Raw genomic sequence first — 19,123 nt, forward strand, 5'->3', positions numbered from 1 at the left:
AGGGGGCTTCGGCGGGGCTCTTGCCTCCGCTCCAACCCAGTGGTTGAGTGGCTCAGCCAGTAAACCGATGGGGAGGTTGGAATGGTGGAAACACTGCCGCGCCAGACGATTGTCGATGTCCTGGAGGAGCGGCTGCGGGAAGACATCTTCGCCGGGCGCCTCCCTGCGGGCAGCTATCTGCCGCCCGAACGGGAATTCGCGAACAGCTACGGCGTCACACGCACCACGCTCAAGCACGCCTTCAGCCGACTCGCCCAGTCCGGGCTGCTCGAGACCCGGCACGGTGTCGGTACCCGGGTTCGGGACTACGCCGGGCTGGGTGGTGCCGATCTGCTGCCGGCGCTGGTCCGGCACAGCCCCAAGTGGCTGAGCGAGGTCTTCGAAGTGCGGCGCAGTATCGGTGCGTTGATCGCCTCGCGTGCGGCGGACAAGGCCACCAGCTCTCAGCTGGATGAGCTGCGGAGCTTGTTGATCGGCGTTCGGGAGGCCGAGGGGGCCGACGCCGTGCAGCTGGCCGATGTGGAGGTGCACCGGGCGTTGGCCCGGGCCACCGGCAACCGGGTCTACGTCCTTTTGACCAATACCCTTTTCAACGCCTACCTGCCTGTGCGTTCGGTTCTTGCGGGGCCCTTCACCGACGCGCAGGTGGCTTTCGACCGGCTCGCCCAGGTGGTCGACGCCGTGGTCTCGGCGGACGCTCAGCGGGCACATGCCGCTGCCGATGCCTATCTGACCGCCACCGAGCGCGTCATGCTCGACGACCTCAAGAGGCTGGCGAAGAGCCGGGATTCCGAGGCGGCGAAGTGAGCGCCCGTGGCACGGCCTTTACGGAGACGATGCTCGGCACCGTTCGGCTGAACGGTGAGGACCAGGACCGTCGCATCCAGCTCGACCTGCAGGTGCACGCCGGGCAGGTACTGCTCCCCCACCGAACCACCCAGGCCCGACTCTCCGGCCGGGTCCGTATCGCTGGTTGGAGCGACGACCCGGGCGCAGAGGGCGAGCTGGAGATCTCACCGATCGCCCGCCGCAGGATCCGCTACCGGCTCACCTTCACACTGCACGGTCGCCGGGTCTTGCTCGACGGCTGGAAATCCATCTCGCCGCGCCGGCCACTGAGATCGATGACGGTGCTGCCCTACACGCTGTACGCGGGTGACGAGCGGGTCGGCACCGGCATCCTGCGCTTCCCGGTGAAGACCGCGCTGCTGCCCTTCCTCGCGAGCTTCCGTTTCCCCCGCAACGCCGAGGAGCACCTGGCTCCCCGATGGGACGGCGCCCCGGGACGTACCGAGGTCTGGTACACGACACTGACCGACCCTAAGACCGGCAATGGCGTGTGGCTGCACCACGAACTCGTCGCCCCTACGGACGGCTCGCCCGCATTCACGCACGGGTGGATCGCGGTCTTCCCCAAGGACGAGCCGGTCGAGCACACGCGCTTCGGACCCGACCTGTGGAAGGGCACGCTTGAGGAGTCCGCGTCGGCACCCGTTGTCGCGGCCGCAGCTGGCCGTCTCAGCGGGTCTGCGGGCGGCTTCACCTGGGCGCTCACGGAGAAGGCACAGGACGGCCCCCTGTACACGTTCCCCCGCTGGTCTTGGCGGCGGCCGTTGCTGCCCGCCACACATATGCTCCCCGCGGCCCGCTCTGCGTACAGCGGAACCGTCTCGTACGGCACGAAGGAGCTCAGTCTCGACGAGGCGCCAGGAGCGAGTGCTCGCATCTACGGGCAGGGCAACGCCCGCCGTTGGGCGTGGCTGCACGCCGACCTCGGCGGTGGAGACGTGCTGGAGATCGTCGCTGCCGTCTCCATGCGTCCAGGGCTCAGCAAGCTTCCGCCCCTGGTCTTCCTACAGCTCCGCAAGGACGGCAGCACCTGGCCCCGCCGTGCCGAGCGCAGCGCGGTCGGATGGGCAGGGCTCGGCCGGTTCCGCGCGGACATCGGGCTGCCTGTGTGGCGGGTGACAGGCCGGGCCGGACTGCGCCGTATCCGCGTCGAAGTGACCCTGCCCGAGGATCGCACGCTGTCGTTGGAATACGGGGATCCCGACGGCGCCACGGCGGTCTGCCACAACAGCGAGTCCGCTGACGCGGTCGTCACGCTGGAACGATGGTGGGGGCACTGGCGGCCGGAGGCGCGGTGGGCCCTCGCTGCAACCGCGCACGCCGAGGTCGGTGGACGATGAACATCACCGCTCCCGAGGGCCGGAGCATCGCCGGACTTGTGGCCGCCCTTCTCGCCGACGACGGCACACAGCCCTGGACCGCCTCCGTGCCGGGGCGTCTTGCGGGCATGCTCGGTTCCATGCCTCTGCCCGCACGGGCGGGTATCCACGCAGCCGCGGCCGCCGTGGACGCGTTTGCCGTGGCCCGCACGGGTCGGCGGCTGTCAGCCCTGAGCGCAGCAAAGCGCGAAGGGGTTCTGGCGGCACTCGCCGGTCGCCGGGGTCTCCTCCCGCTGCTGGATGTGATCAAGGTGCCGGTGCTTCTCGCGGCCGGCACCGAGCGGATGGTTCACCAAGCAGGCGTGGAGAAGGCGGCGTTCGCTCCGCCCGCCGATCCGCCGCTGGACTGCACGCCTGCTGTCCACTGGCCCTCGCGTTCCACCGCCGATGCGGTGGTGGTCGGCTCCGGTGCCGGCGGCGCCATGGCCGCACGAACGTTGGCCCGTGCCGGAATGCGGGTGGTCGTACTGGAAGAGGGCGAGCACCACAGCACCGCTTCCTTCGGGCGTCGGGCGCCCCTGGACCGGTTCGCCGAGCTGTACCGGGGCGGAGGGGCGACCATCGCCCTCGGCAGGCCGCCGCTGCTGCTGCCGACGGGGCGGGCGGTGGGCGGCACGACCGTGGTCAACTCCGGTACCTGCTACCGCACCCCGGACCACGTCCTCAAGCGATGGCGGGCCACCCACGGCTTCGCGCTCGCCGAATCCTTCGGCCCGTATCTCGACGAGGTCGAACGCACCGTGCGAGTGGCGCCCCAGCCCCTCGATGCCATCGGCAACAACGGACTGCTCACCCTGACCGGGGCGGAGCGCCTGGGCTGGCGGGCAGCCCCGCTGCGCCGCAACGCACCCGGCTGCCGGGGCTCGTGCCAGTGCGTCGTGGGTTGTCCCACCGGCGCGAAGCAGAGCGTGCAGCTCTCCGTGCTGCCCGATGCTTGCGCGGCCGGCGCCCGCATCGTCACCGGTGCCCGGGTGCTACGGCTCCTCACTGAAGACGACCGGCCCGGCGGCGCACGAGCCTGCGGGGTGCTGGTGCGGCGCCTGGACGGCAGCGAGCTCGAAATACTCAGTCCACTGGTGGTCATCGCGGCGGGCGCACTGGAGTCACCCCCGCTGCTGCGGCGCTCTGGCCTTGGTCGGCATCCCCGGCTGGGCCGCAATCTGAGTGTTCACCCGGCAACCAGCGTCGCCGGCCGCTTTGCCGAACCCGTGATCGCGTGGCAGGGCGTTCTGCAGAGCGTGGGGGTGGAGGAGCTTCACGGTGACGGTGTGCTGATCGAAGCGACGGCCACCCCTCCTGGTATGGGCAGCTTCGTCCTGCCCGGCATCGGGCGGGAATTGCGGCAGGAGATGGAGGGTGCCAACCATCTCGCCACCCTCGGCGCGATGATCGCCGACAGGCCCTCGGGCCGTGTTCTCGGACGGCATCGCACACTGCTGCGCTACGACCTTGACCCCCGCGACGCCAATCAGCTTCTGACCGCCGTACATGCGATGGGCCGACTGCTCTTCGCCGCAGGCGCCGAGGAAGTCCTCACCGGAATCCCCACGGCCCCCCGTGCCCGCAGTATGGAGAGCCTCGACACGCTGTTGGCTACCGTGAGCGCCCGCCAGCTGCACCTGTCGGCGTTCCACCCCACCGGCACCGTCGCCGCCGGCGCCGATCCGCAGACGGCACCGGCCGACTCGTGCGGTCGGCTTCGCGGAGTCCACGGAGTCCTGGTGGTCGACGGTTCACTTCTTCCGAGCTGCCCCGAGGTCAATCCGCAGCTCAGCATCATGGCCGCCGCGCTCGCGGTCACCGAGAATCATCTGTCGGGCACCCGGAGGTGTGTTGATCGTGAGCGGTGTTAGCGCGCGCTGACGGTTCTTGATCACGGGATGTGCAACGCCATTGGCTGGTTCGGTGTTCAGACGCCGGAAACACCATGACGACCAGCGTGAGCGGGATTGGCCTCAGGTCACAGGGTGAGGAGGATGTCGACGGCGTAGACAAGGGTGGCGTTCCTCGGAACCGGGCCGTGGCCGGTGGGACCGTAGCCAAGGGCGGGTGGGATGACGAGCAGCAGACGAGTGCCCGCCCTTTGGCCGACCAGAGCCTGATCCCAGCCCTTGATGCTCTCCCCGGTACCGAGCCGGATCGCGAAGGGCTGCTCGCCCGGCCAGGCGGAGGCGAACAGCTTTGCCGTGTTCTTGCCCTGATTCTCCTTCCAGGTCGCGCCTGCGTAACGCAACACCACCCGCTGACCGCGTTTCACCTGCGGCCCACTGCCCTGGACCAACACGCGCGAAACCAGCCCCTTGGGCGGAGGCCCCGCCGGCACCGCGATCTTCACCTCGGTGGAGTTGTTCGCCCGAACCTGCGGCAGTCCGTCCGGGACCGGCATCTGCTTCCCGACCACCGCGGTGGTCGGGGAGGTTGCCTGCTTCAGATCCAGCACGAAGGCGACGCTGTCCTTGTCCGTCAATCCGAGTGACTGGAGGCGGTCCAGGCCGAACGCGCGCCCCGGAGGCAGGATGGCCAGCACCCGGCTGCCCACCTTCTGCCCGACGATGTTCGCGTCCAAAGCCCGCAGCAGCGTCCCGTCGCCGGCCACGAACACCTGCGGCTCACCGCCCTCGCCGTAGGAGGACATCAGCTTGCGTCCGGACTTCCATACCGTTGCGGTGTAGTCCGCAGCTACAACATCCCCCTTGCGGATCAGAGGACCGTTCCCCGCGGTCACGGCACGCACCACGAGCTTGTCCGACGGTGCCGACTTCGGGATACGCACCTGCGGCTCCCTGCCGAACCCGCCTGTGACCACTGGCATCGCCCCCGCAGACGCCACCGCCCTCGGCAACGGCGGCAACGGCTTCGCCGACGGCGCGGCGCTTGCCGCGGCTCTCCCCTCAGTCGCCGGATCACCAGAGGTACATCCCGACACCAGCAGCATCGAGGTCAGCACCACCGGAGCAGCTCTGAGCATCAATCGACGCGAGTACGAAGAAATGGCATCTTGCATGACCACGACCATCCAGCGGTCTTCAATGATTCGCATGAGGAATGGCTGCTCAACGCATGCGAAGAGGCGCTGGACATCCCGATGCTCCTCTCCCGGGGCAGGAGAGGAGCATCGCCTGATCCGCCCTGCTCACGCCTTTGCGTCACCCCTCGTGTGCGTGGGTGTCCAAGGGGGCTGGTCCAGGGCCAATCCTTCACGCACGGGGTGGGCATCCCAGCGGCTGATGCACGGAAGCGGGACGCGCCGTGCAGTCGGGCACCTCAAGCGATTCGCCCCCTCCATCTAGGGCAAGTGGATGTCGACGCAGCGCCGGCGGAGAGAGCGGTATCCGTCCGCTCTTCGCGATGACCACTCCGTGCAGCACGGATGGATGGGGCATGTTTGTGACGGTGCCGTTCACCTTGGGCATACACAGCGTTGCGCCTGCCTCGGCCGATCCCCGAGCCGTGGCGAGGAGCCTGCCGTTCTTGAGGCGTCACGGGCATCGCCCATGCGCTCCGGCAGCCGCGGAGAGAAACCTCTTCGGATGTGGAGGAGGGGGACGGGTCCGACACTCCGCTGCTCCACAGGGCTCTCCCAGCAGAGAGGGGCAACACGCGCGCAGGCTTCCCGATACCGGGCACGTCCAGGGGCGTCTGAGCTTCTCCGACGCCCCTGGAAAGGGCACAAGCCCGACACACTGATCGCGCCCGATCCGGTCCGCGCCACGCCTCGGAGACCCTGCACAGGGGCTTGGGGCAACGTGGCCGGTTCGGCGCCGGCCGCTGAGCTGTGATCGCGTGGTCCAGAGAAACTGCACATCAGGCCTCAATTTGAGTAGCGAATGCTCTCCGCTGCGCCTGAGCCTCGTCGCAACCATCGGGCTACGCCACATCCGGCACCCTCAGAGGGGCATCAGCAGAGATTTCGGATCCTGCGCCCCATTGATTGGAGAACCCATTGCCCTCCGCGCACGACAATCCCACCGACGGTCTCTCCGCAGCTCCTGGCCGACGCCTGGTCGTGACGGGGCTTGTCGCCTTCGCCGCCGGTGCCGCAGGCGCCACGCTCTCTGGCTGCGGAGGCAAGCAGGGCGGCGGCAGTGCCGTTCAAGAGGCCGCCGAGGCCGCTGCCAAGAACCTGGCGCGTCTTGACGAAGTTCCCAAGGACGGTGGGTTGGTGGTCGATCACGCCAAGGTCGTGCTGGTTCGGGGAGGCGGCGATGACATCAAGGCCTTCTCCGCCATCTGCACTCACCAGGGCTGCACCGTGGCCCAGGTCGCCAAGGGCGAGATCCATTGCCCTTGCCACGGCAGCCGCTTCGACGCCGCCACAGGCAATCCCGTGGCCGGGCCTGCCACCAAGCCACTGGCACGCGTGTCCGTACGCGTCGACAACGGGATCGTCGTCACCGGCTGACCGTCTCACGAAGCCACGTCAAATCACACTACAAAGCAGATGGGAAGAACTGATATGCCCGGCACGTTCTATGTCGACCAGGAGCAGACCTTCAAGGCTGTGATCTTCCTGAGCTCGGCCCCGAGAATGGCTTACGGTGCCAGCGACAAGCAGGACACGACCAAGGATGGAGTCCCCAAGTGGGAGATCCAAGTCGCTGCCACCTTCGAGCACTTCGGCCGTCTCGAGAACGAGGTCCTCAAGGTCAACATGATCTCGTACACGGATCCCGGTGAGGCCATCGGTCTCCCCCAGCCGGTTGAACTGGTCGGTTTCCGGGTCCGCGTCCACCCCGTTGAGAAGCGCCTGGACAAGAACGGCGTCGAGCGGATCACGGGTGGCACAGCTTCCTACCAGGCCGACGGCATCACTGCGCTTTCCGCTGCCTGACAACGTCCTTGGCTAATACCGAAGCCCGCCGCGAGCTGCCGCAGAGTGTCGTTCTTCCGCAGACACACCAGTGCGACCAGGGCGCGTTGACGGTGACAGTCGGCATCAGCGGTCACCCTCCTGGGTGACGATAAGCGTCGTGACCCACTCCACCAGGGCATGTGCGGGACATCGAGTAAGGCAGGATAAGAAACCACGAGGCCCCCGAGGTTACGAGCAACGGATGTAAGACATCCCGCTCAACGCCCGGGGGCCTCACGCGTCACATCCCCCGGCCGTCACCCGATCAGTGAGCGTTTTCAGCGTTGCCGCTCCAGGGTGAGGATGGCTGCGGCGATGACGGTCATGTGGTTGGGGTTGCAGCGGGCTCTGCGGAAGATTCGCCAGGACTTCAGTCGCGGGATGCTTCGTTCGACCGGTGCTCGTGCCGCTGACAGGGCCCGGTTGATCGTCTGCTGGGTCGTGGTGAGGTCCCGGCCGGGTAGCCGTCTGATCGGCGTGGTCACCCAGGGGCCGGCGCCGATGTAGGCGCGGTCGACGAGGACAAGAACGCCTGGCGTTCGCAGATCCGGAGGATGCGGTGGGTGCGGGCCGCGGTCAGATCATGGGTGCGGCCGGGCAGCGCGGGCGAGTTCCACAGCAGCTTGCCCGAGGGATCGGCGACGACCTGCACGTTCACGCCGTGGCGGCGGTGCTCCTGGGAGAAGTCGGCCCGGCTGTCGCCGACGCGGTCGCACTCGGCGAGTGTCCCGTCGAGCAGGACGTGATCGAGATCCGTCTCGCGCAGGACCCGCAGGAGGCCGGGCGCCCTTCGGGACAGGTGATCGACGACGGCCGTGACGTAGGCGTGGGCAGTGCCGACAGATGTGTCGAAGCCGGCAGCGATCCGCGCGAGCGTCTCGTGCCGGCGAACGTGGACCAGACCGCCGAGAGCTCGCCGGTGAGGCGGCGGCTTGAAGCGTCGGTCACCCTCACGGGTGACGATGAACATGGACAGCCACTCGACCACAGCGTGCGGCAGGTCGAGTGCGGCAGGACAGGGAACCAACGAGGCTCCTGCGCTGAAGAGTTGAGACGTCGAACACCTCTCTCAACGGCACGGAAGCCTTGTGCGTCGCGGACGTCAGCCCGTCACCCGATTGGTGGCCGCTCTGAAAGAGCTCAGTCGCAGTCTCTTGCTCGGTTCGTCGTGAAGGACATCGTCGTCCTCGTCACAGCATCCTTCGTCACGGAGGGGGAGGGTGATCCAAACACCCTTGCCCCGCCGTCCGCGACCCGCCGGACGACGCAGATGCAGCCCGCCGAGGCCGTCACCTCGGCGACAGTGACCAGCGCGCCGGTCGCCAGCAGCGGTGCAGAGCCCGGGTGGTACGGGTGCCGGCCGTGCACGGCAGGCGAGGACGGACACGACGGAGGCGAAATCGAGGGGACCCATTGTGTCCCCCACGGCTGCGGCCGGGGAGTTCAGCCTCCTGGCGGCCTCGTTGCGCTTCTCCCCTAACCGGGTCCGTGCGAGTCGACGACAGCAAGGCGAGCAGGGCGCCCTGCTCGGGCTTGTACCGGGAAGCCGGCAGCGATTTCGGCAGCGACCGAGTCCATGTTGGCCTCGTCCAGAAGGTAGAAGTGCCCGCCTGGGAAGAGCCGAGGGCGGATACCGGTGTGCACGGACCACAGGTCCAGTTCCCCCCGCGGCACGAGTTCGTCATCCGCGCCGCCCATCACGACCGGGGCGACCGGAAATTTCCGTCCGGCTGTCCCGACCGCCAGCCGCTGGCTCAGCCTCAGATCGCAGCGCAGGACGGCCAGCAGGTGCTCACGCAGCTCTCGGTGGCCGAGGATCTCATCTGGAGTGCCGCCGCCCAGCTTGAGGATGTCGAGTAGTTTCTCCTCCGTCCAGTCTTCGTTCTGTCCGGCGCGCGACTCCGGCGTGGGCTGGGCGCTCAAAACGAGTCCCTGGCACATCTCCTGCGCGGCCAGGGCCAGTGCTGCCGCGAACGAGGCGCCCATGCTGTGACCGAAGAAGACGGTGGGCAGCGGTGCTGCTGCACGCATTTCCTCAAGCACGGCAGCCACCGCGGCCCCGGGGTCATCTAGGGCATCGAGGCCCTCGCCGAACCGGCGCTCCCGACCTGGCAGGGTGACGCCGACAACCTCCAGCCCGGCAGGGAGTCGCCGCAACAACGGCAACAGTGCGTTGGGCCCAGCTCCGGAGTGAGCCAGGGCAATGACCCGGCCCCAGCGGATACCCTCTGCGGGCCGAAGCACAGCGGTCCATGACTGCTCAGGCATCGTACTTAATCTCTCTCCCCATACATCCGACACCTGCCACGCAAAGTGGCGAGGCGGTCCGGCCGGGTCCCTGTGTCAGGTGGCCCCGTGCTCGGTGGCATGTCAGTCGTTGACTCGCCCTGGTCGGGCCGTTCGCAGTGCTCCGGATTGACCGGCAACGTTGCGACACGTCCGAACGCCTACCGGCTCCCAGGCCGACCCGGCTGAGTTGCGGGAGCCTCCGCTTTCGGAGTCAGCCAAGCAGCCCGGACAGCCATGCGAGTCGCGGCCGTCCGGGCTGCAGTCCACCCTCAATCCGTATTCCGCTTCGGGGGCACGGGCTTGCCCGACTCGTCACACTGCGATGGTGTGGCCTCGGAGTGGGGCATCGCGAATTGCCAGCCTCGTCAACACTTCGCGCCTTCTCCGGCGAGGATCGCGGCGGAGAGCCCGGCGACAGTGGGATTTTGCCACAGGGTCTTCAGGGCAAGCGCGGCCCCGGTTCGCGCGTTGATTTCCGCGATGATCTGCAGTGCGAGGAGGGATTCGCCTCCAAGGTCGAAGAAGTTGTCGTGCCGGCCCACACGGTCGAGCCCGAGGGCTTCCTTCCAGATCTCCGCGATCTGCTGCTCCGCCGAATCGTGGGCTGGGGCGTAGGCGACGGTGAGGTCAGGCCTTCGGTTGAAGGACGGTGAGGATGCTGTCCTGGCGGGGTAGGGGGCGATGTCCTGCGTAGCGGCGGGAGAGGAGGTGTCGTGGTGCGACTCCAGGGGCCGTTTGCCTACGATCACGCAGTGGTCGGCGAACGGCGGTGTGTCGGGGTCGGCGGGAAAGGTGGCCAGGTCCCGGAACCCCTCCTTGGCGAAGAGGTCGGCCCATTCGCGGGGCGGCAGTAGCGGTGAGTCGACGCGGATTCCGTCGTCGTAATACCACCATCCGTCGAAGAATCCGGTGGTCAGGAGTGATGCGCGGTCGAGCTGAGAGATCTCGACAAGGAACAGCAGGCCGTCCTGGGTCAGGAGCCTCTGGGTGTTGCGCAGGGAGACTCGCAGGTCTCTGGTCGCGTGGAGAACGTTGAAGGCCAGGATGATGTCGAATGTTCCAGGATCGTATCCCTGGGCTGCCGGGTCTTCGCTGATGTCGAGTGTGCCGAACCGCATGCAGCCAAGGCCGTCTTCTTGAGCCTGCTTCTGGGCGTCGAGGACGAACGATCTGCCGATGTCGGTGAAGTGGTATTCCACCGTGGACGGGTCGGGGAGCGCGTCGATGACGGCCTTGCTGATGTACCCGCGTCCGGCGCCGATCTCGAGGATCCGGACCGTTCTTCCGCCGGCCTCGCGAACCAGCCGGGCCACGGTTGTGGCGACAAGGTCGAAATGGGCGGCCAGGGAGTTGATCCGCCGGGTGCGCGAGGCCTGCTGGTGGAGCGTGTCCTTGCCGTCCGGCAGTGCCGCCTGGAGGCCTTCGATCTCTCCCTGGAACACCGGGCCCAAGGAGCGGACACATCGGTCCAACATTTCGAGCAGATACTCGAGTTCTGGATGAGCTGCCACGAATCGCTGATGGCCCGGCCAGGCGTCCTCGAGTGATCCGGCGTCGACGACGAAGCGTAGGAGCCCGCCTTCGATGACGGCGACCCCACTGTCCTCGAGGATACCCAGGAGCGCGCGGAAGAACTTCTGGTACTTGGGCGCAGGGCACAGTCGTGCGGTCAGGTCGGCCAGGCTGTGGACAGACCCTTCGGCTGCCGTGACACCGCTGTCACAAAGGAACTTGCACACATGCAGGAGGCAGAGCCGGTCCAGCTGCTGCAGGGTATCGGCCGACATCATGGTGGCTTCCGCGAGCTCCTGGAGCCGACGGTCCGAGGGAAACGCCTCGTACAGGTGCGATGCCGTCCAGCGCATCGGGTCGGGATCGACTGGGGCCGGGGCGGGTTCCGCCTCTGTCCAGTAGCGCTCCCGCTGGAAGGCGTAGCCGGGCAGCGGCACGGTCTGCGGGCGGCCGTCCGCATTCATGGCGTGCCAGTCGACGTCCGCGCCGCGCTGCCAGAGGTCGCCGAGGGCCTCGTGAAGGAAGGCGACGTCGGATTGAGTGGAGTTCGGGTGGCGCATGGTCGGCCGGGCGCCGGCCGCACGGCCGACCACTGTGGTCAGGGCGTTGCCGGGGCCGACCTCGATCAGCAGCGGCGCCAGCTCTTCGCCGAGACGTTCGATTCCGCTGGCGAACCGCACCGTGGACCGCATCTGGTCGGCCCAATAGCGGGGGCTGAGGGCCTGCTCCGAAGTAATCCAGGTTCCGGTGAGGCAGGAAATGAAGGGAATATCTGGTTCGCCGAGTGTGATCTCGGCAACGGCCTCCGCAAAGGTGTCCAGCACGGGGTCGAGCAGCGCCGAGTGCGCTCCCATGGAGAGGCGAACCTGGTGGCTGTCGATGCCGTCACGGGCCAGCGTGGCAGCCAGGGCCTCGATCTCCCCGGCAGGCCCGGAGAGCGTGCAGTGACTCGGCCCGTTCACCGCGGCCAGGGAGAGCCCAGGAGTGAGGAACTGGCGGGCCGACAATTCGTCGAGGGGCACACCGAGCATCGCGCCAGTGCCAGCGGCGCTGAGCATCAGGCGTTCCCGCTCCACGACAAGGGGGAGGACGTCCTCCAGCCGGAACACGCCTGCCAGGCACGCCGCGACATACTCTCCGAGACTGTGCCCGATGAGCGCCGCTGGGCGCACGCCATACGAGATGAGCGTGCGGGCCATCGCGTACTCGGTTGCCACGATGGCCGCGAAGACATGGGGGACGCCTTCTTGGCCGGTGCCGTCCAGGGCCGCCTGGAGGTCAAGGCCGACGGTCCCCTTCAGGATGGCCTCGCAGCGGTCGATCTCCGCGCGGAACACCGGATCTGCCGCGTAGAGCCCGCGCCCCATGCCGGGGTACTGGCTCCCTGCCCCCGCGAACATGAACACGGCCCGGTCCGTCACAGCGCGGTCCGCCACGGGCTCTGCCCCGGCAGCCAAGAGGACTTCAGCCGCCTCGTCGCGGTCCCGGCACAGGAACGCGGCCCGGTAGGGCATCGGGGTGCGTCCCGTGCGTAGCGTGTGGCCGACGGCCGAGAGGTCAATGTCCGGGGTGTTCTGCAGGTGTCGGCCGAGACCGGCGGCCGTGGCCGACAGCGCAGTCGGCGACTTGGCCGACACAGTGAGGAGAACCCGCTCGGGACCGGACTCCGCCTTCATCCGGGTCTGCGTGGCCGGTGGGGCGGTGAGCACACAGTGCGCGTTGGTTCCGCCCAGTCCCAGGGAGTTCACCGCGGCCGCCCGCAGCGGTGCGGCGGGCCGGTAGGCCTCGGTGTGAATGGTGAACGGCGAATCAGCAAGCCGCAGTCCCGGGTTGGGCGTGTCGAAGTTGATCTGCGGGGGGATGATCTGGTGCCGAAGGATCAGCGCCGTCTTGATCAACCCGGTGACGCCGGCAGCAGCGTCCAGGTGGCCGATGTTTGCCTTGACGCTACCCAGGCCGCATTTCTCAGCGGATGCTGTTCGCGCGTCGTAGACGCTGCGCAGGGCGGCGACCTCGATCGGGTCGCCGAGGTGGGTGCCGGTGCCGTGGGCCTCTATGTAGCCGACGTCTTCAGGTGCGACACCCGATCGGTCCAGGCACTGGCGGATGAGTTGGGCCTGTCCAGCGACGCTGGGTGCAAGATATCCCATCTTGTGGGCGCCGTCGTTGTTGGTGCCTGAGGCAGCGATCACGGCGTAGATGTGGTCGCCGTCTGCCAAGGCGTCCGCCAGCCGCTTGAGGACCACGATTCCGCATCCGTTGCCCGGTACCATGCCCGAAGCCCGGGCATCGAACGGACGGCAGTGCCCGTCCCGCGAGAAGGCCCCGCCCTCCTCGTACAGGTAGCCGGCGCCCTGGGCAGAGCGCAGGCTGACTCCGCCGGCCAGCGCAACGTCACAACGAGAGGTGATCAGCGCCTGGCAGGCGGCGTCGACCGCAGCCAGGCTGCTCGAGCACGCGCTCTGCACGGTCATGCTCGGACCACGCAGGTCCAGCCGGAACGAGACCCGGGTCGCCAGGTAGTCAGGGCCAGTGCCGACCCGCACGGGGAAGGAGCTCTCGTGATCAAGATGCTTCAGATACCTGGTGGCCCCGACACTGCCGAAGACGCCGATCCGGCCGCCGTGATCGGTGGGAAGGACAGCGGCGTCCTCGAGCGCCGTCCACGCGCACTCGAGAAAGATCCGCTGCTGCGGGTCGATCAAGCGGGCCTCGCCCGACGGAATGCCGAAGAATCCGGCGTCGAACCGGTCTGCCCCCGGCAGGTCGGCTCCCCACGCCACGTAGCGTGGGTCGGCCGCCACGGCGTCCGGGACACCCGCCGCGACGAGTTCTTCCGTTGCGAACCGGCGCACCGACTCCCCGCCCTCGAGGAGTCGCGTCCACAGACCTCGGACGTCGAGATCCTGCGGGAAACGTCCGGCCATGCCGATGATGGCGATCGATTGAGCAGTCATTTCGCTTTACTTTCCGGCCCGCTGAGCGAGCAAAGTGGTGACGTGGGCGGTGAATTCGCGAAGCGTGGGGTACGTGAACACTTCATGGGCAAGCAGCTCCGGCAGGTCCAGAGCTGTCACCACGCGCGAGTGGACACGCACAACGTCGAAGGATGTCCCGCCAAGCGCGAACAACGTGCTGTCGGGATCGACCGGACCGTCATGCCCATGAGCCTGCAGCACCCCGGCCCAGATGGCGCTGATCTGTTCCGCAGCCCCGGCTCCGGACGCGACGCGCGGCTGCCCTTCGGCGGCGATCCGCGCAAGCTCGGTGCGATCGACCTTTCCGTGCGGGCTCAGCGGCAACCGGTCAAGGCGTGTGAAAATCTCGGGAACCATGTACCAGGGCAGGACCCTGGCCAGATCCCGCCGCAGCGCGGCCTCGTCGGGTTCCGCCTCCGTCACCAGGAAGGCCGCCAGCGATCCCGCGGCACATACGACAGACGCTTCGAGCACGCACGGATGCCGCATCAAAGCGGCCTCGATCTCGCCGAGCTCGACCCGGTAACCCTGCACCTTGACCTGGCCGTCCCGCCGGCCGTGGAATTCGAGGATCCCGTCTTGCCGGAGCAGTGCCAGATCGCCGGTCCGATAGAGCCGAGCGGCAGGATCCGGGCCGTACAGGTCTGGAACAAAACGCTCAGCCGTCAGCCCCGCATCGTTCAGATAGCCAGCCGCCACACCATCCCCGCCGGTGACCAGCTCGCCCACCTCGCCCACGGCAGCAGGAGTGTCGTCGTCCCGGAGCACATAGCACGTGGTCCGGGCAATCGGCCGGCCGATCGGCACCATGGTGGCGTCCGCCGCAAGTTCACGCGCGTCGAAAGCCGTGGTGAACACAGCATTCTCGGTCGGTCCGTACGCATTGATCAAGCGGTCAGGCGGACCGCACGACAGGACTCTGCGCACCAGTTCCGGGTCGAGGACCTCTCCCGCCACCACGAGGTCACGCAGCTCACGGAAGGTCTCCGGTGCCTCACCGGCCAGGTGGTGGAACACCGCGGTCGGAAGGAAGGCCACGTCGATCGACTGGGACCGGATCAGATCATGCAGATATCCAGGGGACAGGACCCGGCTCGGCTCCGCGATCACAAGGCATCCGCCGTTGAGCAGTGCCCCCCAGATGTCGAAGATCGACACGTCGAAAGACGGAGATGTCGCGTGCAGGACTCGGTCCCCGGGCCGGAATTCGATGTAGTCGGTGTCGACCACTAGCCGCGACACGCTGCGCTGTCGCACGCCCACAGCCTTGGGGTGGCCTGTGGAGCCTGAAGTGAACATCACGTAGGCCAGGTCATCGCCACTCGCTGTCGGCACCGCTGCCCGCAGGACGGAGCCGTTCCGCTCGGGCGGGAACTCGGCGGCTTCTTCAGGCGGGTTCTTACTTCCCGGCAGCGTGAAGATCAGGCAGGCACCAGACCCTTCGACCATGGTCACTACCCGGGCCGCTGGATGGTTCTCGTCAATCGGGACGAAGACGGCCCCGGCCTTCAGGACACCCAGGAACGCCACAATGCCCTCGGCGCAGCGTGGACCGTAGACCGCGACCCGATCGCCCGGACGGATTCCGCGCTGAAGAAGGTGGGCGCAGAACGACTCGGCCCACTGGTCCAGTTCCGCATACGTCAGCACGTGGCCGCTGCTGCGGACGGCGTACGCCTCCGGAGTCCGCCCACACCAATGGTCAAAGATCTCTGTGAGGGGCTGCGTCCCGTCATAGTGTCCGTCGAAAACTGACATCACAGGCGTCCCAACATGTTCATGCTCTCTATTACTTGGTTGAAGTGCTGATCGAGTTCGCCATCTGAGCAAGCCTCCGCGTTAGCTTCCAGACTCATCTCGATGCGCCGATCAGTACGCGCGAACATGTGGACTCCGATGTCCTCGAGGAGCTTGGTGCCCCTGCTCAGATCACGCGTTGTGGTTTGGCATCCGGTGAATTCGACGTCCCGGGCGTAGGGCATGAGGTTGACCACCGGTCCGTAAAGCCTCCGGCCGGTCCTGACGAGGTCCATATCTCGCTTCAGCCGCTCGATCGGATACCGGCGGTGAGCACGGTTGTCCCGCATCTCCCGCACGACTTCCTGAGTCATCGCAGCGAGATCGAGCCCGTCATGGCACGGCACCGGGAGTGCCACGAAATTGATCCGCATGCTGGGCACTTGAGCCACCGAGGGGTCCGCAGGACGCGGCAGTACTGGGACACCGAGGATGACTTCGTCCGCTCCTGAGACTCGGCCCACGAGCTGCGCGACGCTGGCCAGCGCCGCATGCGCCCATGATCCTCCAGCCCGCCGCCCCCTTGCCGCAAGCTCCCGGACATCAACCGTGCCAGATCTGCGGCGCAGCACCCCTGACGGGGGGATGCAGCGCCCGGACAAAACAGGCGCGTCAGCGCGGAGAGCCAGGCGCTCCAGCCAGAATTCTCGGTCATCTGTGCACTGTCGAGAATCCAGATAGGCCTTTTCATCGTTCACCACGCATGCAAGCGAACCGAAGCCAGAAGGCTTAGCGTCGCCGTCGTTGGTCGAATATGTTTGGGCCACCCGGTCAGCTATGAGATGCTCGCCGAAGCCGTCGAGGAGGATGTGATGAAACCTCTGGAACCACAAATAACGGCACGCCCCCAGCAGGAAAAGGGAGTGCTCGAAAAGAGGTCCCCGAGCTAGGTCTGCACAGGTGCCCATATTCCGCTGGCACCACCGGGTCGCCGCGTCAAAAGGATCCCTTTCCCCGCGCATGTCAATTATCTGCAGAGGGGGCGCAGGAACGGCATTCCTCGCCTGGACAATACGGTCGCCGTCCAGGACGAAAGCGACCTTGAGCGCTTCGGCATCATGAACCGTGGCATGCACGGCGCTCTCGAATCGGTCGATATCCAGCGGCCCTTCGATCAAGCGGACCATACCGTGGTTGTACGAAGGACTTTCGGGCCGCATGTACTGCCCGATCCAAACGGCGAGCTGGGCCGAGGTCAATTCCAGGAAATCTCCGATCACGTCCCACGCTCCGACAGGGTCGGCGAAAGAAGCGAGACCTTAACTGAAGGGCGCTGCGTGATGGCAGAAAATTCGGCATTGGAAGCCGCGACCACTATTGGGCCTGTGAAATGCGTAGAACCGGCTCGGCAGGTGAAGCACGTCAAAAGAATTGCACCATCGACTGGAATTGGCAAATATTCGATATCTGGGTACTGCGATTGTGTAGGCGCTTCCTGCACAGTCGATGGAATTTTTCCTCACACGCCACCCCTCGCGCAATAAGTATTACCCACTCAAATACCAGTTCTTGGGGCGTGTCGGCTCTGTAACTGCCTGTCACTGAACCTCTTTCATCCGGAATAGTCTCAGGTCAGCAACCTGTGGACGGCTTGGCTGATGGTGCCGATACGGCGGGTGGAACACCGCGCCCGCCGCAGGACGCGCCACCGCTTGAGCTGCGCGAGGGTGCGTTCCCCCGAAGCCCTCAGCCGGGCGTGATCCCGGGTGAACTGCTGGTAGTGCGCCGGCTGAATGCCGTGGTGGTAGTAGGGAGTGCGCACGGTGGCGCCGGCGCCCCGGTAGGCCCGGTCCGCGAGCACAAGGATCTGCCGGGTCAGGCGCGCCTGGACGATGCCGTGGGCGCGAGCCGCGGTCAGGGTCGTGGGTGTGGTGCGGCCGGGTGTCGCGTGCGAGAACCAGAGCGGGGTGCCGTCCGGGCAGGCGACGACCTGCACGTCATCCCGTGCTTCCGGTGTTCGAGTAGTACGGCTCGTCGGCCTTGATGCGGTCGGTGGGGATCAGCGCCCCACTGCATCCTGGTTGTCAAGGGCAACCAGAAGAAGCTCCGCCGACAGCTTCCGGCATCCGCCCTGGCGCGAGGTCCCGCTGCAGCACCACACCCCCGAACAGGGCCATGGCCGACGCGAGATCCGCCGGCTCAAGGTGTGCACCGTCCAGCCCGTCCCTCCTCCCCCACGCCGCGCAGGCCATCGAGGTCAAGCGCTGCCGCACCAGCCGCACGACGAAATGTCCGCACCGGCACCGCGCGATGGCAGCACTCCGCAACCTCGCCATCGGCCTCGTCCACCAGGCCGACCGGACGAACATCACCGCCGCGACCGACCACTACCGGTCAGAACCAACCACGTCCTCCAACCGATCTTGAAGCCTGAGAACGCATCAACCTTGGGCCCCGCAAGCCGCTGAACCGGAACTACAGCCACCGCATCCATGAGCAGTAAATACTCACGATTGCAGTCAAATTCTTCACTTGAGTGTGTGTATGAGTATTTTCCAACGCTCGATCCGAGCGAGCACATGTGTCGGTTTGATCGTTCTGGTTTCCGTAGGATGCGAAGGTCATGCGCCGAGTCCTCGACCATCTCCCGCTCATATAGACAGCAGGGGGCCGGCGTCGTCCGCGGGAAGCGTTGAGAGCAATGATTCACCTCGCGATCCTTGCAGACTGGTCCCCGAAGCCGAGTTGTCCGCCATCTTGGGGAGTGCCGTAGTCAAAGCGAAAGGACCGACGGATCAGTTTCGCGGCAAGTCGTGCACTTATGAATTTCCTGACGGGAGCGTAGTCGGCACCGGAACGCTCGATCTTGCAACGTGGCACGGAAAGGAATTCTTCAATCCCGCCACACTCGGACTTGACAAAGTTGCTGGAATCGCTGACGATGCAGCGTCCAAAGATGGAGTTACGTTGATACGCAAGGGAGACGAAGTCCTGCAAGTGCACGTCCTCTCACCCACGATGAAGCAAACGAGTCTGCAGGTGGCTAAAGCAGCCTTGGCTGGTCTGGATTGAATCCCGATGGCGTTTCCCGCACCTGAGTTCAGCGAAAGGCGCGCGATCCTCGACAGACTCCTACGTGCCCTGCGAATCCTTCAGATATAGATCAACAGCCTCTCTGTAGACGGAGACGGTCCGCCCGCGCCCGGAGGCGTTCACTGTGGTGATTCTCAGCTTCAGCTCGGATCCACCGGCTGATGTTCACGCAGGACCGATCCAGGAACGAAGAGATGCCTTGCGACTGCGATGATGGGCTTGTCTAAGGCCTGTCCCGTAAACGATCTCCGAGGAGGTGAGGATGTAGGTGAGTCGTGGCCGAGGCCAAGAAGTCTCGACACGTTCTTGCGCACCTGGAGGGCGATGCGCGACTTCGCCCAGGTGCGACTGATCGGATACTGCTGCTACAAGACCTTCGACGTGAGCTGCGGCTGATCATCTGGAATGAATATAAGGTCTACGCCGGCTTCCGG

General features: G+C 66.5%; 11 protein-coding genes and 3 pseudogenes. 5 read left to right on the plus strand and 9 right to left on the minus strand.

What is annotated here, in order from left to right; all coding sequences use genetic code 11:
• Nucleotides 1-81: 81 nt before the first annotated feature.
• Genes KV205_RS31645 through KV205_RS31655 form a run of 3 tightly spaced genes read left to right on the plus strand, consistent with a single transcriptional unit; the run spans nucleotide 82 to nucleotide 4,081 of the window.
• Nucleotides 82-807 (plus strand): FadR/GntR family transcriptional regulator, encoded by a 726-nt coding sequence (locus tag KV205_RS31645; RefSeq protein WP_265868260.1) that lies wholly within the window; start codon nucleotides 82-84, stop codon nucleotides 805-807.
• Nucleotides 804-2,189, plus strand: coding sequence for a hypothetical protein (locus KV205_RS31650; RefSeq protein WP_265868261.1), 1,386 nt, complete (start codon nucleotides 804-806; stop codon nucleotides 2,187-2,189). The genes KV205_RS31645 and KV205_RS31650 overlap by 4 nt, the downstream gene beginning before the upstream one ends.
• On the plus strand, nucleotides 2,186-4,081 hold the full coding sequence (locus KV205_RS31655; protein ID WP_265868262.1) for a GMC family oxidoreductase: 1,896 nt from the start codon (nucleotides 2,186-2,188) through the stop codon (nucleotides 4,079-4,081). The genes KV205_RS31650 and KV205_RS31655 overlap by 4 nt, the downstream gene beginning before the upstream one ends.
• Nucleotides 4,082-4,188: 107 nt before the next feature.
• On the opposite strand, the gene KV205_RS31660 is transcribed toward KV205_RS31655, so the two are convergent.
• Nucleotides 4,189-5,268, minus strand: coding sequence for an FKBP-type peptidyl-prolyl cis-trans isomerase (locus KV205_RS31660; protein ID WP_265868263.1), 1,080 nt, complete (start codon nucleotides 5,266-5,268; stop codon nucleotides 4,189-4,191).
• Nucleotides 5,269-6,171: 903 nt separating this feature from the next.
• Between KV205_RS31660 and KV205_RS31665 the strand changes: the two genes are divergently transcribed.
• Both KV205_RS31665 and KV205_RS31670 read left to right on the plus strand, forming a co-directional pair.
• Nucleotides 6,172-6,630, plus strand: coding sequence for a Rieske (2Fe-2S) protein (locus tag KV205_RS31665; RefSeq protein ID WP_265868264.1), 459 nt, complete (start codon nucleotides 6,172-6,174; stop codon nucleotides 6,628-6,630).
• Nucleotides 6,631-6,684: 54 nt separating this feature from the next.
• Nucleotides 6,685-7,059, plus strand: a complete 375-nt coding sequence (locus KV205_RS31670; protein WP_265868266.1) for a hypothetical protein — start codon at nucleotides 6,685-6,687, stop codon at nucleotides 7,057-7,059.
• Here KV205_RS31670 and KV205_RS31675 read toward each other — a convergent pair.
• The 8 genes and pseudogenes from KV205_RS31675 to KV205_RS31710 all read right to left on the minus strand — a co-directional run.
• Nucleotides 7,038-7,256 (minus strand): annotated as a pseudogene (locus KV205_RS31675) (transposase family protein); the annotation flags it as partial. The gene KV205_RS31670 and the pseudogene KV205_RS31675 sit on opposite strands and share 22 nt — an antisense overlap.
• Nucleotides 7,257-7,358: 102 nt before the next feature.
• Nucleotides 7,359-8,107, minus strand: a pseudogene (locus KV205_RS31680) (transposase family protein).
• A 449-nt stretch (nucleotides 8,108-8,556) separates the two neighbouring features.
• Complete coding sequence (locus KV205_RS31685; RefSeq protein WP_265868267.1) at nucleotides 8,557-9,348, minus strand: thioesterase II family protein; 792 nt, start codon at nucleotides 9,346-9,348, stop codon at nucleotides 8,557-8,559.
• Between the two features lie 386 nt (nucleotides 9,349-9,734).
• Nucleotides 9,735-13,838 (minus strand): type I polyketide synthase, encoded by a 4,104-nt coding sequence (locus tag KV205_RS31690; RefSeq protein ID WP_265868268.1) that lies wholly within the window; start codon nucleotides 13,836-13,838, stop codon nucleotides 9,735-9,737.
• Between the two features lie 6 nt (nucleotides 13,839-13,844).
• Complete coding sequence (locus KV205_RS31695; RefSeq protein WP_265868270.1) at nucleotides 13,845-15,617, minus strand: non-ribosomal peptide synthetase; 1,773 nt, start codon at nucleotides 15,615-15,617, stop codon at nucleotides 13,845-13,847.
• Nucleotides 15,617-16,876, minus strand: coding sequence for a condensation domain-containing protein (locus tag KV205_RS31700; RefSeq protein WP_265868271.1), 1,260 nt, complete (start codon nucleotides 16,874-16,876; stop codon nucleotides 15,617-15,619). Before KV205_RS31700 ends, KV205_RS31695 begins: the two co-directional genes overlap by 1 nt.
• 347 nt (nucleotides 16,877-17,223) lie before the next feature.
• Nucleotides 17,224-17,665: pseudogene (locus KV205_RS31705) on the minus strand (transposase family protein); the annotation flags it as partial.
• A gap of 637 nt (nucleotides 17,666-18,302) precedes the next feature.
• Nucleotides 18,303-18,593: a hypothetical protein gene (locus tag KV205_RS31710; RefSeq protein ID WP_265868272.1), complete on the minus strand. Its 291-nt coding sequence runs from the start codon at nucleotides 18,591-18,593 to the stop codon at nucleotides 18,303-18,305.
• Nucleotides 18,594-19,123 lie beyond the last annotated feature (530 nt).

Origin of the sequence: Streptomyces sp. SKN60 (genome assembly GCF_026236535.1) — a bacterium.
Taxonomy (GTDB): domain Bacteria; phylum Actinomycetota; class Actinomycetes; order Streptomycetales; family Streptomycetaceae; genus Streptomyces.